Source organism: Pseudomonas karstica, from assembly GCF_009707515.1.
Taxonomy (GTDB): domain Bacteria; phylum Pseudomonadota; class Gammaproteobacteria; order Pseudomonadales; family Pseudomonadaceae; genus Aquipseudomonas; species Aquipseudomonas karstica.
In genome coordinates, this window is record NZ_WLYI01000038.1 from 32,477 (window position 1) to 46,620 (window position 14,144).

General features: G+C 54.1%; 13 protein-coding genes and 1 pseudogene. 6 read left to right on the top strand and 8 right to left on the bottom strand.

Annotation, left to right across the window (positions count from 1 at the left end; genetic code table 11):
- Positions 1-32: 32 nt before the first annotated feature.
- Positions 33-866, bottom strand: a complete 834-nt coding sequence (locus GIR22_RS22515) for an undecaprenyl-diphosphate phosphatase (protein WP_154745477.1) — start codon at positions 864-866, stop codon at positions 33-35.
- Positions 867-1,397: 531 nt separating this feature from the next.
- On the opposite strand from GIR22_RS22515, the gene GIR22_RS22520 reads away from it, so the two are divergent.
- The 4 genes from GIR22_RS22520 (at position 1,398) to GIR22_RS22535 (ending at position 5,334) form a co-directional block, all read left to right on the top strand.
- Positions 1,398-2,138, top strand: a complete 741-nt coding sequence (locus GIR22_RS22520; protein WP_154745478.1) for a winged helix-turn-helix domain-containing protein — start codon at positions 1,398-1,400, stop codon at positions 2,136-2,138.
- A 26-nt stretch (positions 2,139-2,164) separates the two neighbouring features.
- Complete coding sequence (locus GIR22_RS22525) at positions 2,165-2,836, top strand: EAL domain-containing protein (protein WP_154745479.1); 672 nt, start codon at positions 2,165-2,167, stop codon at positions 2,834-2,836.
- An 88-nt stretch (positions 2,837-2,924) separates the two neighbouring features.
- The gene (locus GIR22_RS22530) at positions 2,925-3,596 is read left to right on the top strand and encodes a winged helix-turn-helix domain-containing protein (RefSeq protein WP_178122421.1); all 672 of its coding nucleotides are present in this window, start codon (positions 2,925-2,927) and stop codon (positions 3,594-3,596) included.
- 346 nt (positions 3,597-3,942) lie between these two features.
- Positions 3,943-5,334, top strand: coding sequence for an undecaprenyl-phosphate glucose phosphotransferase (locus tag GIR22_RS22535; RefSeq protein ID WP_154745480.1), 1,392 nt, complete (start codon positions 3,943-3,945; stop codon positions 5,332-5,334).
- 353 nt (positions 5,335-5,687) lie between these two features.
- On the opposite strand, the gene GIR22_RS22540 is transcribed toward GIR22_RS22535, so the two are convergent.
- From GIR22_RS22540 to galE, 6 genes are all read right to left on the bottom strand, one after another.
- Positions 5,688-7,766, bottom strand: a complete 2,079-nt coding sequence (locus tag GIR22_RS22540; RefSeq protein WP_154745481.1) for a YjbH domain-containing protein — start codon at positions 7,764-7,766, stop codon at positions 5,688-5,690.
- Positions 7,763-8,524 carry a capsule biosynthesis GfcC family protein gene (locus tag GIR22_RS22545; RefSeq protein WP_154745482.1) on the bottom strand — a complete coding sequence of 254 codons (762 nt, stop codon included), beginning with the start codon at positions 8,522-8,524 and terminating at the stop codon, positions 7,763-7,765. Before GIR22_RS22545 ends, GIR22_RS22540 begins: the two co-directional genes overlap by 4 nt.
- Positions 8,521-9,186 carry a YjbF family lipoprotein gene (locus tag GIR22_RS22550; RefSeq protein ID WP_178122422.1) on the bottom strand — a complete coding sequence of 222 codons (666 nt, stop codon included), beginning with the start codon at positions 9,184-9,186 and terminating at the stop codon, positions 8,521-8,523. Before GIR22_RS22550 ends, GIR22_RS22545 begins: the two co-directional genes overlap by 4 nt.
- 14 nt (positions 9,187-9,200) lie before the next feature.
- The gene (locus tag GIR22_RS22555) at positions 9,201-10,313 is read right to left on the bottom strand and encodes a polysaccharide biosynthesis/export family protein (protein WP_377663088.1); all 1,113 of its coding nucleotides are present in this window, start codon (positions 10,311-10,313) and stop codon (positions 9,201-9,203) included.
- Between the two features lie 85 nt (positions 10,314-10,398).
- On the bottom strand, positions 10,399-10,641 hold the full coding sequence (locus GIR22_RS22560) for a hypothetical protein (RefSeq protein WP_154745484.1): 243 nt from the start codon (positions 10,639-10,641) through the stop codon (positions 10,399-10,401).
- Positions 10,642-10,896: 255 nt separating this feature from the next.
- Positions 10,897-11,913, bottom strand: a complete 1,017-nt coding sequence (gene galE, locus GIR22_RS22565; RefSeq protein WP_154745485.1) for a UDP-glucose 4-epimerase GalE — start codon at positions 11,911-11,913, stop codon at positions 10,897-10,899.
- A 398-nt stretch (positions 11,914-12,311) separates the two neighbouring features.
- Between galE and galU the strand changes: the two genes are divergently transcribed.
- Complete coding sequence (gene galU, locus GIR22_RS22570) at positions 12,312-13,145, top strand: UTP--glucose-1-phosphate uridylyltransferase GalU (RefSeq protein WP_154745486.1); 834 nt, start codon at positions 12,312-12,314, stop codon at positions 13,143-13,145.
- A 68-nt stretch (positions 13,146-13,213) separates the two neighbouring features.
- Positions 13,214-13,630: a phosphohexomutase domain-containing protein gene (locus tag GIR22_RS22575; RefSeq protein WP_154745487.1), complete on the top strand. Its 417-nt coding sequence runs from the start codon at positions 13,214-13,216 to the stop codon at positions 13,628-13,630.
- 319 nt (positions 13,631-13,949) lie between these two features.
- On the opposite strand, the pseudogene GIR22_RS26135 reads toward GIR22_RS22575, so the two are convergent.
- Positions 13,950-14,144: pseudogene (locus tag GIR22_RS26135) on the bottom strand (hypothetical protein); the annotation flags it as partial.

A 14,144-nucleotide genomic window follows, 5' to 3' on the forward strand; every position in this document is an offset into this window, starting at 1 on the left:
ACCAAAGCCTTCCTTTTGGCCGGCCAGCGCTTTCAGCTTGCAGCCGCCGCAGTCCAGTTCACCCACCCGAATCCCCAAGTCGCCAAAATCAGCAAACCGAAGGCAATCCGGTACCAGGCGAATACCGCATAGCTATGGTTGGCGATGAACTTGAGCAAGCCGCGCACAGCGATCATCGCGAAAATGAACGCGGTCACAAAACCCAGGGCAAATACGGGCAAGTCACTGGCTTGGAACAGGTCTCGGTACTTGTAGCCTGAATACACTGCGGCACCCACCATGGTCGGCATCGCCAGAAAGAATGAATATTCGGTGGCCACCTTGCGCGACAGCCCAAACAACAGGCCTCCGATAATGGTCGATCCAGAGCGGGAAGTGCCAGGTATCATAGCCAGGCATTGCGCAAAACCAACCTTTAGTGCATCGGACCAGCGCATGTCGTCCACATGCTCAACGTGCACTACATGTTCGCGCTGCTCTGCCCACAACATGACGATTCCGCCCACAACCAGCGCGACGGCTACGGTAATCGGATTGAACAGGTACTCATGAATTTTATCGGCGAACAATACGCCCAAGACAACGGCCGGAAGAAAGCCGATCAGCAAGTTCAGCGTGAAACGTTGTGCGTTACGTTGAGTTGTTAAACCAGTGACAATTTCAAATATCTTTGGACGAAACTCCCAGACGACAGCCAGAATGGCGCCCAGTTGAATAATAATATTAAACGCCATGGCACGCTCGCCACCAAAGCCCAGCAAGTCCGCAACAATAATCTGGTGGCCGGTACTGGAAACGGGCAAAAACTCTGTCAATCCTTCTACCGCGCCTAAAATCAATACCTGCACAACAGTCCAAAACTCCATCATTCCTCCGTCAGGCCATACTGATTGAACAGCCCATTAATACTATTTAGTCTAGTTAATAACTGACAGCCATAACCGGCAGACAGACACTCACTGCCCAATAAAATGCTTGGAAAGAGCCGGCGAATAGTAAGTCTTATCAAAGTGCACACTCAAGAGGTGTTATTAATCGTCGATTAACGAACCACCAGAGGCCTCGATAGAGGTAGACGAATTCTCGCCTCGGAAAAATGTGACGCAGCGCACATATTGATAATTTTCCCAGGGTCATCCACCACTGATAAAGATGATGGCCTTTTGAGGACAAAAACAAATCGCCATGGACTAAAAATAGTGGCACAATTCCATATAGCCATCATCTAACGGCGAAAAATCAGTAGTTCAAGAGACCACAAAAAGCAACTAAAACCTTGTTTACGTTAGAAAACTCTTGAGCCACGTCTAAAATCCGTTTAAATGTTACCAATTGTCAGTTACAGATGAGATCCGGTGCTTTAACATCCCGAAGTCAGCACCCATTCGAGTCAATGCATGATGCTTACAGGGAAATTAGCGACTGGAAGCCAGCGCCCGACAAATGAGGAGCCCGGTGTTCTCACCCTGGGTCGTACCCTCAGTGTGGCCGAAAATTTTAAAACGCTAGTCGCAAGGCATGTGCACGCTGATATAACTCTTGATGCTAACTCATACACTAATTCATATAAGAACAATGAACACCCGGACTTGTATCGCGCGATCTTCATCATCATCGACAATCCTCAAGCACTTGATGAGAGCCTGGCGCTGGTAGCAGACCTTCGCGCCACCCATATAAATCCAATCATCTGTGCCGTCATCACGGGCCGAGGCGCCTACAACAAGATGAAGTATTATCTTGCCGGGGCCGACTGCTGCATCAAACTCAATACTCTGTCTGATGAGAGCTCCGAGCTGCTTTCCGAATTCTTCGCCAGCGAGGAGTGGCAACGAGAAGTCAACCTGGTACTGGACCCCACCCGCATCTGCCTGCTGGGCACCCGCCAGAAGCTGGACATATCGTTTGCAGAAATGAAAATTCTGGAAGCATTATCACAAACCAGCAACCACATATTAAGCTACGATGAAATTGCCGGAATCATGGGACTGAACGCCAATTTTTACGATCCCAGGGCTTTGGAGAAGTCAATTAGTCGTCTTCGCGGAAAAATCAAAAACATGTATGGCACGAATGCCATTCAGAGCATTCGTGGGTATGGATACCGTCTGATGAGGGGTCTGATCTCGACCGCCTGAATCACCTATGGAAAGGAATATGTTGCATGAATGCGACTGCAGGTATCTCACCCGCAAAGGCCCAGAATTGCTATCTGTCACGTGATAGCCGCCCGTTTGCCAGTACGATAGGAACTACCCACAGCCTTCCCGCTCCGTCGCCCTGGACGCTGCCGGCAGGCCAACCATCGTGCGAGCGCAACTGCAATACATTGCTGCAGTTTCACCGGGAGCCCTCCTCCCTGAAAGACCGCCGATCGCCCCCTCCCAAAAAATGTTTGAACCGAACGATGCTCTGCCTGTCAGAAACAAGCCTTAGCAATTTTTCGCTGGCCGAAGAACTGATCCGGCTTGGCAATAACTTGCGTGATCTCGACCACACACGGGTCGTGCCACTCAATAAGGAACCATTCTGGGAAGTGGATTCCAAACATAAAAAAAACATTATTTATAATATGTATCGGTTCAAAGATCATGGTATAGAAATCGCATTGAATGACTACCCTATCCTGCGGGAAGCGCTAACACGCTTCATCACTCTGAACCTGTTCAATTACATCGAGGTATCAATCTCATCCCTGGACCAGTGTTTGAAGCTCAATGGCGAGCCTGAGCCCTTCAACAATTTCCATGACCGTATGATGACATTGAGCCACAACAACAAGATTTCTTTTATTGCCGATCGAGTAGAGCATATCGAGAGCCATTCATTGGCCTAGGCACTGCCCTTTAATTACTTCCAAGGGAGTCATTACTCCCCTGCTGATCATCTTTAACCGAAATTTTGTGAATACTTAGGAGAGAGACGTGGAATTCAGTACAACCCTCCCCAGAAAATATTTTGTCGTCGTGACTCACAGCACAACATCCCAGCGTGAGCTCGAGACCATGCTGTCCAGCGAGCGTTTCAACTCGTTTGGTACATCCCAGGCACAAATGTTTATCGAAGATGTGGCACAACCCTCTTACGCACCCGTGCTGATGGAGTTCTCCTACCCAACCGTGACAAGGAAAAAAGTCGCTCGCAGCATCGAACATGAAACACAGAAAATACTTGCCACCCTCGAATCGGAATGGCTCTCGGCGCAGTTTGGGACACACGCCAGCGTCATGCCAATACCCGCCGAACTAAGCGATATACCTCAAGAAAATGAAGGTGTTACCCTCTACAACGACGCTTGGCAACTCGACAATGACCAAAGCGCACTGATTAAAGAGAACATCGAGATAAACCTCACTGGATTGGAGGCCGCTCTCGTAAAAAAGATGCTCCACCATGAAGATCGCGTCGTCAGTAGAGATGATCTGATTCTAAGCATTGGCAGAGAACCGGAGCAGTATCGTGGCCTGGAAATGTGCTTGAGTCGATTGCAAGACAAGTTCAAAATCGCCAGTAAAGGTGAACGACTATTTCGTGCGGTGAGGAACCGCGGCTACTGCCTTATCCAGGAAGTGATCTCAGAGACACACCCCGCTTGACCCCATGACACAAACATACGACAGTGCGACTACAACAATAAAAAGTGCACTTTGTTTGACCCTCCTCACTCCAAACACTCCCGCCTTTACCCTCTACCGCTCCTCATATCCCTATCGTCGACATTTTCTAACATGTAACATTTCCATCTTAAAAGTTGGCATTCTGCCATCTTGTTAGAACTCGTCAGACAGCCTCCTCGCCAATAACTTAATCTATTGACTGACGACAGTCCGACCCGTTGTGGTTGTTAGTTTGAGGACATTAAGTTAAAACAATAACAAATCCTGATTAAACAACTCGAGTCTTGACTGTCGATACCTGAATGGCGTCTTTTGGGGATATCGCATGGACCTTACTCTTCGTATCAATCGAAATACCGGCCTCAAGGGACTGACCTTTTGGGGGCAATGGGCGCTGGCGCAAGGCTTTGTCGTTTCATTGTTGTTCATACTCGCACTGCAACACACTGGAGCGGTCGAGTTCTATTACCGAGTGTGCGCGGCATTAACGGTACTGGCCTCGGTTCCGGCCTATACGTTCAGCGGCGTGTACCGGAAAAGAGACAGCTACCTGACGGGGCTGGGACGCCTGTTCATCGGCTGGTCCATAACAATGGCTGCACTGGCCTGCATGGCATTTATCTGTAAAGCCGATGCTCTTTTTTCCCGGCAAGTGATTCTCAGCTGGGCGGTATACGGCTTCCTCGGGCAAGCGCTGCTGTACGCGCCCTTGCACGGGTTCTCCAAGTACTATCAGCGGTCACGAAAAAGCGCACATCGAACCTTGATCGTCGGGACCGGGGAGCTTGCGCTTGGCCTGGCCAAGAAGTTGAGCCTCGAGAACCTGCCCTTGGTGGGCCTGGTCAGCACGGGTGTGGCTGCCCAATTGACGCCAGACGTGCCACGCATCGTTGGTGAACAGAAAGATCTTCTGGAACTGATCACAACTCATGACATTCGCCGCCTATACATCACCCTACCGCTGAGTGAAGCGGCAAAAATCGAAGCCATGTACGTCGATTTGCTGGGTGCCAATGTCGATGTGGTCTGGGTGCCGGACTTGAACAGCCTGACACTGCTCAATCATTCGGTAAGGGTCGTGGACGGTCTGCCGGCTATCTATTTGAATGAAAGCCCGCTGACCAGCCAGCCCACCGCCGCGCTAAGCAAGAGCCTGCTGGAAAAAAGCGTGGCCCTGCTGGCAATCATCCTGCTGAGCCCGGCTCTGGCGCTTATTGCGCTGGCCGTAAAGTTCAACTCTCCCGGGCCGGTCTTCTTCAAACAGGACCGACATGGATGGAATGGCAAGGTGATCCAGGTCTGGAAGTTTCGTTCGATGCGTGTACACGACGATCTTGAGGTTAAGCAGGCCAGCCGCAACGACTCACGTATTACCCCCGTAGGACGCTTCATCCGCCGCACTTCGCTGGATGAACTGCCGCAACTGTTCAATGTTTTGCAAGGGCATATGGCCTTGGTCGGCCCGAGACCTCACGCTATCGCCCATAACAACTACTATTCGGGGAAGATTCTTGCCTACATGGCACGCCACCGAATCAAGCCAGGTATTACCGGGCTGGCGCAAATCAATGGTTGCCGCGGCGAGACTGACACCATCGACAAAATGCAAAAGCGTGTCGAGATCGACCTTAAGTACATTAATAACTGGTCGTTATGGCTGGATCTGAAAATCCTGGTAAAGACGCCCTTTACCTTGCTCTCAAAGGACATCTATTGATGGCCTGAGCGTTGAAGACGCATTACCACAAGGGGACGCAAGTCCCCTTTTTCGTGGCTGTAATTCGGGGTTTGGTGGCCTGCCAGGTTCGCCAATAGCGCAAGCCATTTGCCGTGCCAGGCGTTCATGCCCGTTCGGTCTGCCAGTACCTGTAGAGGGTTGGTGAGAAGAGGTTAAGGCTTTTTGTAGGAGCGAGGGGGCCGATACCCGCTCAACTGAACGGCATTAACGACATTGTGCACATCAGCGCGGCCATTGCGGCAGCCAAAGGCTCAACCTGAAAGACTTGTAGCCCTGCAGATCTGCACACTACCGCTCCCCTGAGCGAACGGCATTGTGCAGATCGCCGGCCTTTACTCGGTGATCTTCTCGAAGTTGCGGTAGAACATGTCGTTGTCGCGGCTATCCGTCATCGAATGCAACTGGAAGCTGCGATTGAGCCGTGCGCCACCATCCCGAGTCAGCGGCGACCAAACGAGGTTGGCGCGGCGCATGGTCGACATACTCATCAGTTCATCGAATGGAATAGAGAGGTACAGGCCCTTGTCGAAGCTACCTTCGCCATATTCGGCGCTGGAAGCGGTAGTGATCGTCGCCCAGGCACCAAACCGCACACCGTTGGAGAACTCCCGAGAGAGATCGATCGTGGTGCCCCAATCCCCTGCCAGGTAACGTCCGACACTGACGGCCGCAAGGGTGTCGAAAGGCAAGTCCGTATAGCCGGTAACGTGGCCTGTGACTACCGAGTAGTCCCGCAGGCCAAAGCCTTGATCGAATTCGCGCTGACGCACGTAGTTCAGGTCAGCACCGACCGACCAGCGTTGGCCTGTCGGACGAAACAGCACCTCGCCCCCCACACCGGCATACATCGACTCCAGATAGCCACCGTAGACCATGCCATACAGGTCTTTGTCCAACTGCTCGGCGTGGCTGACCTGGAACAGCGGCATGGTGACTTCGGAAGTGGTCAGGTACTTGCGCAAGTCCGTACGAACCCGGGGCAGGCCACTGGGTGCATCGTAATCAAATTTATCGAAGTTATTCAGCAGATTGGCGCTGAGCAGGCCGTTCCACCAGGTGTTGCGGTTGAAGCGATACTCGGCGTCCATATCGGCAGTGAACTGATAAAGAAAGCCGTCAGGGCCACCGACGTTCTGCTTGAAACCCAGCCCGGCGCCGTAGCTTAAGGGGTCGCGAGCTTCGGTATAGAGAGTCTTCTCGTTGTGTGGCATCGCCGGATTGATCTCGGTAGTGCGGTGCAACGCTTGCAGCGGCTCCTCGTTGTTGATTACTTCGCGGAAGGTTTGCCGAGGCACGCTGGTCTCTTCCAGCGGCAGGTCGTAGCGCTTGTTCACCAGGGTGAACCAATCAATATCCTCGTTAACACTGTTGTCCAGAACCCGGCTTGCACGACCGACCGCTTTAGACGAATGAAAATATCGGCCCTGCTCGCCGTAGACGATTAACTCGGGACCGCGCTGACTGATGCGCTCGACCTTATAGCCAGCATTTTGCTGCAGGCGCTTGGACACATCAGGCCAATTTACCTGATCCATTGCGGTGGCCGGAGCCTTGGCCGGCAACGGCTCGGCCGGTGGATCGAAGGACTTGGCCGGAGCCTTGCGGCTGACGAAGTTGGTGTGAAAGGTGAGGCCGAACATCGCGGTGTTGCCCCGCTCCCAGGCCGCATTGAAGTCCAGCGAGTCGGTCACTTTGAACACGGCGCCGAGGTTGATCGGTGAATCCTGTTTAATCGCGTTGTCACTGGGCTCGCTTTTATAGTCGTTGCCTTCGTACTCGAGCTTCAGACTGAGCCGATCCCAGGGCGTCTGGTAGCTCACGCCGCCGAACAACGAAGGCCGGCCGCGAAAGTAGGCGCCCGCGTTAACATCACCAGTGCCTTCCATATCGGGTCGGGTCTTGAAGCGATCATCGATCCAACCTGCCGGGTTGTCGAAGTCGCCGCGATTGCCCAAGTAACCCCAGGCAATGCCGGCACTGAAATCAAAATTGTTATAACGCTTATTGGCCACCAGGAACTCACTGGAGAACAGACCTGTACCGCCGACGTCTCGGAACCCCAGCGCCACGTCAGGCGCCCAATGGGTTTCTTTCCACAGCCGGACTTTGAGGTCGACCGCCTTATCCTTGTAGCTCTGGTTGCCGCTCAACGATTCGGGCCCGTAGGGACGGTCGGTGATTGCGGTGTAGCGGAACGCACCTTCCAGCCAGTCGAACGGCTGTAGCGCCACACTGTAACGACTATAGGGCTCAGTACGGTTGGCGTTCACGCTCAACTCGCCGGCCGGGGACATTCTGGCTGTCGGCGTCTGTAGCAAGCCCACACCGCCGAAATCATTCTGAGTCAAACGCGGCTCTGCATGAGCCAAACCACAGGGCAATAATAATACGGCTGCAAAACGTAAATTCAATGAACCACCTCAGCCAGTTGCGTGGCAAGAAATTCGGCCAACTGCTGATTCAGTTCAGGAATAGGCGGATCAAGATCATCATTTTTGACAGGGACCAGGATCTTGCTGCCAGCGGCAGGCACCTGTCCGCTCTCACGATTCCACGGCGCGATGCCGATCTTGCGGGTGACACCATTGGGTTGGATCAACCACAGATAATCGCTCTCGGCATCGGCCAATGTTGCGCACCCTTGCAGATAATCCCGAGCCTCCTGCAGAGCGACAAAAGGCAACCGGCACGGTTCAACAACGGCGCCGAGCACTTCAACCTCGTCGACGCGCAACGGATAGATGAGACGGTCACCGTCAGTCAGGCGTACGTTACGGGCGAACCCGACCTCAATGGCAACCGGGTCCAGAACCGTGACCTGACGCCCAGTGACCGGCATGCGGCTGACTTGCTCGTACAGACGCAGCGCCAGACTTGCCCGGCTGGGCATGTCAAAGACCAGAGCGGTACGCTGCAACACCTGTAAATCAAACAGCACCCCGGTTTTGAGCCGAGTCTGCTCATCCAGTAAAGACTGGCGCAGCAACGCGGCTGCCAGCCAGTAGCTTTCGGCATTGGGCACGGCAACACTGATCACGTCTGACAACCGCCCTCCCGGCGGCAGGTCGACCGGGCCTGGGTTGAGCACGTCGCCGGTGACGGTAACCGCCGCCTGGCTCACACTGGTGATCAACAACAGACATGCCGACAAAAACTGTACCCGCCTCAACGGGCAAACCTGCGTTCAGGGGTCAGTTGAACGATCTTGACCCGCAGTCGCGAGGTCAGTTGCTGCTCACTCTGCACAATGAAACCGTCCACGGGATCGACCCAATAATGATTAGTCGCACGCAAGCCAATGGCCGGGGCATCAATCTGCTCATCGACACGTAGCACAGCGTATTCCTTGTTTAGGATTTCGAGGGTTTCCATGGATTTTCGGGAGAAGCGACTGTTCAAGGTCACGCCCACTTCGCTGCCTTGATAAAGATCAATCCAGCGCTGGCTGGTGTAGCCATCAGGCAGCGTGTGCAGGCCTTGCTTGAAGGGTGAGGTTGCAGCGAGGCGCGTCCCGTCCAGGTCGCCGTCGAAGCCCAGACCGATCGTGCGTACTGCGAGTCCATCGCGCAGCAATAAGACCTGCTTGCCCGACGCGACCCAGAACTGCAGGTCGCCCCGCTCACGCACCATCGCCATCACCCCCGAGCCGGAAGACGTGGTCAACCTGAGCTGGGGGAATTCAACCTGTGCTACCTCGGCCGCGGTCACTTCCAACTCATCGGGCCCGCTAACAGACGCTTTAAGGTTGGTCATAGAGGCGGTCATCAACGGGTTACACCCACACAACAACAAGGCTGCTATCACACAGACGCCAATATTCAACGTTCTCACAGTTAGACCAGGCCTTATTTATCGCTGTTGGCATCATTCAGGTTCTTCGCCGCCGAAGCCCCTACACCAAGAATGGCTGCCGATGGCACCAGTTGGCTGATGAAACGGTTCCAGCGGGTCACGTTGGCAGGGCCCACGTAAACGATGTCCTGAGGACGTACATCAAAGTGCGTCGCCAGCGCCATGGCGGTCGGCGACTCGGCTTGCAGTTGATAGATTTTCGCCGGTTCCACATCAAGGTTTTCAACCCCCCTGATGACGTAGACCGCATTGCCGTTCGAGGTGGTCTGGCTCAACCCGCCTACCGAGCCCAGTACGTCAGACAGGTTCATGGTGCTGGTTTTAAACGTCAGCGCGCGCGGCTGATTGACTTCGCCCATGACGTAGATGCGCTTGTTATCGTTGTATGGCAGATACAACTGATCGCCACCTTTGAGGTAGACGTTCTGCAGCTCGGAATCCTGATGATTGAGCGCATCGAGATTCAGCGGATATACCTGCCCGCTCCGTGTCAGCAGCAAGCCGGACAAATCCGCATTGAGCGGGTCGATACCGGCGGAGCCGAGGGCTTCGACCACACTGAGCGGGTTGGTGGAAATCGATTGCGGACCGGCTTTCGATACCGCCCCCGACACCACTACCTTCTGGCTGGCGAAGCGCAACACGGCGACATCCACTTGCGGGTCTGCGATAAAGGCCGACAGCTTTGAGGCAATGTCCGAACGCAGTTGCTGGATGGTTTTGCCGGCCGCCTGTACTTCTCCAACATAGGGGTAGTAAAGCGTGCCATCGGAGCGTACCAGGCGACCGTTGGCATCAATCTGCTGTTGGGCACCAGAGGGCGCCGTCAGCTCGGGGTGGTCCCAGACCGTGATGTACAAGACATCATTGTTACCGATTCGGTACTCCGCAGGGGGCGTCAACAATTGCGCCGGTAGCGTCGCACGTTGGTGTGTAGCCCTCTCCATCGCAATGAGCTTGGGCGTGATCGGAATCAGTTCGACGCGACTGCTTTCACTGGCCCCTTGGCGCGTTATATCGCTGGTGCTCAGGTATTGCCCTGGAGAAAACATGCATCCTTGCAAAGCGATACTTGCCAACATCAAAAAAGGAAAACTACGAGTCATAATGGCACTACGCTATTCAAGGGCAAATCTAAACAAGCTCACCCGACTTTCATCGGGCGACCTTGTATTACACCTACAGAGTTTCTTAGTTTGTACCGGTAGTACCGGTAGTGCCAGTAGTACCACCTGTACCACCTGTACCGCCGTTGGCGTTGCTACCACTATTGGAAGCAGCCACTGCACCTGCGACCATTGCCGTACTGGTCGAAGCAGCTTGGGAAGCTGCTACGTTACCCACGACATTGGTTGCCTGTGTCAGCGGTGCTTCCGCCGCGGACGCCCAGCTGGCAAACATCGACAACAGGGCAATTGCCATTACTTTTTTCATACCAACTCCTTTCTAACGTTCGCCCCTGTTAAAAACCCAAGAGCTCAGTTAGATGTGGAAAGATCAAGCCGCAAAAAGCGCGAACAAGATCCGTTGTTCATTCACAGTCTAACCTGACTGATAAATGTCGAACGGCAGGGTTTATGTCTACGGATTTTCCAGAGGCATTTCCAGCCCATTTTCCAGACGATAATTAACATTACGTCCTGGCTATAACATTCAGCAAATTTATTGTTTGCAGCAATAGCATCAACCTTATCCCTGGTAACCCTTCGGGTGGTTCGATTGCCAGCGCCAAGTGTCCGTCATCATTTGCTGCAAGCTGCGCGTGGCCTTCCAGCCGAGTTCACGGGCGGCCTTGGATGGGTCGGCCCAGCTCTCGGCGACGTCACCTGCGCGGCGCGGCATTACCCGATAGGGCACTGGCCGACCCGAGGCCTGCTCAAACGCGCGCAGCACCTGCATCACGCTGTAGCCGTCACCCGTGCCGAGATTCCAGATATTGAGTCCCGTGCGTTGCGAAATCGACTGCAAGGCCTTCAGATGCCCGTCTGCCAGATCCACGACGTGGATATAGTCACGCACACCAGTGCCATCAGCCGTGGAGTAATCGTCGCCGAAGATTGACAACTCTTGCAGGCTACCGACCGCCACCTGGCTGATGTAAGGCACCAGGTTATTGGGTATGCCATTCGGATCTTCACCCAAGTGGCCGCTGTCATGAGCGCCGATTGGATTGAAGTAGCGCAACAGTGCGACGCTCCAGCGCGGCTCGGCCGCACACAGGTCGCGGAGCACGTTCTCAACGATCAGCTTGGATTGGCCGTAGGGGTTGGTGGGGGTGCCGGTGGGAAAATGCTCACTGATCGGCATCTGCTCCGGCTCGCCGTACACCGTTGCCGATGAACTGAATACCAGGCGAAACACACCGGCGGCGGCCATCGCCTGACACAGCGTGAGGCTGCCACCGACATTGGCATCGTAATACTCAAGCGGCTTGCGCACGCTTTCGCCGACTGCCTTGAGTCCGGCGAAATGCAGCACCGCATCAATGGCATGCTCCTGGAAAATCCGGTCCAGCAAGGCTCTGTCGCGTACATCCCCGCGAATCATCAGCGCACTTTTCCCGCAGATGGCTTCCACTGCATGCAGCGCAGCATCGGAGCTATTGCAAAGATTATCCAGCACCACCACTTCAAAGCCCGCTTCAAGCAGCGCAAGCGTGGTGTGCGAACCGATGTATCCGGCGCCACCCGTTACCAGAATTTTCATAGAGCGGTCCATAGTAAGGTCGTAAAATGCTCAATAACCTGTGCGGCGCCCACTATTAGATGCGCGTCAAAAACCACCGCATAAACAAACAAGGGCGACAACAGCAATAAGTAGAATTAGTTCAACTGCCGACGATAAATATTTACATCGACTCAACACTAATACCGGGTACTTATTTAGCACTATGAAACGCCAACCACTATCAACAGATACCGACGAAAAATAACTAATTAGCCGCAGACTGACAACTCATAACATTTCCTTGTTATGTACCTGACGATAATTGCCATCCACAACCTATCTCAGGTATTAAAGTAGCCGTTTATTAAAGAAACTTACAATCACTGTTTGTTGCGCTCGTCAATTTAGCTGTGACCCATGACCTCCAGGATACTTTTATGATTCGTAAATGTTTGTTCCCCGCCGCTGGCTATGGCACGCGCTTCCTGCCAGCAACCAAGGCCATGCCCAAGGAGATGCTGCCGATCGTCAACAAGCCGTTGATCCAGTACGCCGTAGAAGAAGCACGGGACGCCGGCCTGCAACATATGGCAATCGTAACCGGGCGGGGCAAACGCGCACTGGAAGATCACTTCGACATCAGCTATGAGCTGGAGCATCAGATTCGTGGCACCGAAAAAGAGAAATTCCTGGCCGGCACCCGCGAACTGATTGAAACCTGCACGTTCTCTTACACCCGGCAGGTTGAAATGAAGGGCTTGGGTCACGCGATTCTCAGCGGTCGCCCATTAATCGGTGATGAACCCTTCGCCGTAGTGCTCGCGGATGACCTGTGCCTGAACCTGCAAGGCGATGGCGTACTGGCACAAATGATCAAGCTCTACAAACAATACCGCTGCTCGATCGTGGCCATTCAGGAAGTGCCCCGTGACCAGACACACAAGTACGGTGTGATCGCCGGCGAGTTGATCGCCGAAGGCGTCTACCGGGTCAGCAGCATGGTTGAAAAACCCAGCCCTGAAGACGCCCCGTCCAACCTGGCAATCATCGGGCGGTACATTCTGACGCCCGATATCTTTGATCTGATCGCCGATACCCAGCCTGGTAAAGGTGGAGAGATCCAGATCACCGACGCCCTGATGAAACTGGCGCAGGATGGTTGTGTTCTGGCCTATAAGTTCGACGGCCTGCGCTTCGATTGCGGCGGTGCAGAGGGTTATCTCGACGCGACCAATTTTTGTTACGAAAACCTGTACCTCAAAGGCCTTTAACCAGTTCGCCAACTCACTCCTTGCTCACACGGCGCAACCGTCGCCACTCCTCATTCAGGCAGGCCACTATGAACATTGCAAAACGCTCGGCAGACATTGAACTGGAGGTGGGTAACGTCGGGGTGATGGCCTGGTTGTCGCTGTATCCGTCTTTGCCCTCCCCCGCTGAAGCAGGGCTGGGCTCCGCACTGATGGTGGAGCGTATCGGGGTGTTCCCCTCATCCGGGGAAATCCGTCGACCGATTCTCAATCCTGGCTCCCTCATCAGCCATCTGAAGTCGCTGTATGGCCAGCAGGCGCTGGATGTCGATGAGCGCGATGGGTTGAAAGTGATTTTCAGCGATTGGCGATTCCGGGCGCGTATTTCCGGAAGCGATCCGGCCATCGTTATCACGGTGGAAACCCGTTGTGATCCGCAGCTGATGCCCCTCAAAACGGCAGAGCTGTTGAGTCAGTTGGAGCACTTCGAGAAAGGCATGTGCTGAGGGCTGATGTTGGGTCTGGCGTGGAAGGTTGGGGTGCATATCCGTTGCTGCGGTCACGGCTGCGTAGGGTTCCGCCCTTACGGCGTGTCACTTTGAAAAGCCCAAAGTAACCAAAGGCTCTTGCCCCACCACTCGGCACCTCGCTCAGGCTCGGTGTGCCCGTACTCCGACATTGATTCGGGGGGCCGCCGCAATGGGCCATCCTTGGCCCAGTGCGGCTAAACCGGCGTCCTGCCGGTTTACCCCCCGAATCAATGCCGGACTCCGGCCATCGTGGTTTGACGGGGCGCCTAGATCAAAATCAAGATCAACAGCCAGATCAAAAGAGTGCTGACTTCGTCAGCGAATAAGGAAGTAAGGGCAAGGGCAAGAGCAACAGCAACAGCAACAGCAACAGCGCGTACGCTTCAGAGGATAGGTCGGCTGTCAGGCCGCCTCGCTTTTGCTCTGTTTTTGATCTTGGGCGCCCCGTTAAACCACGCTGGCCGAACGCAGGTATTACGCAGTGGGTAAA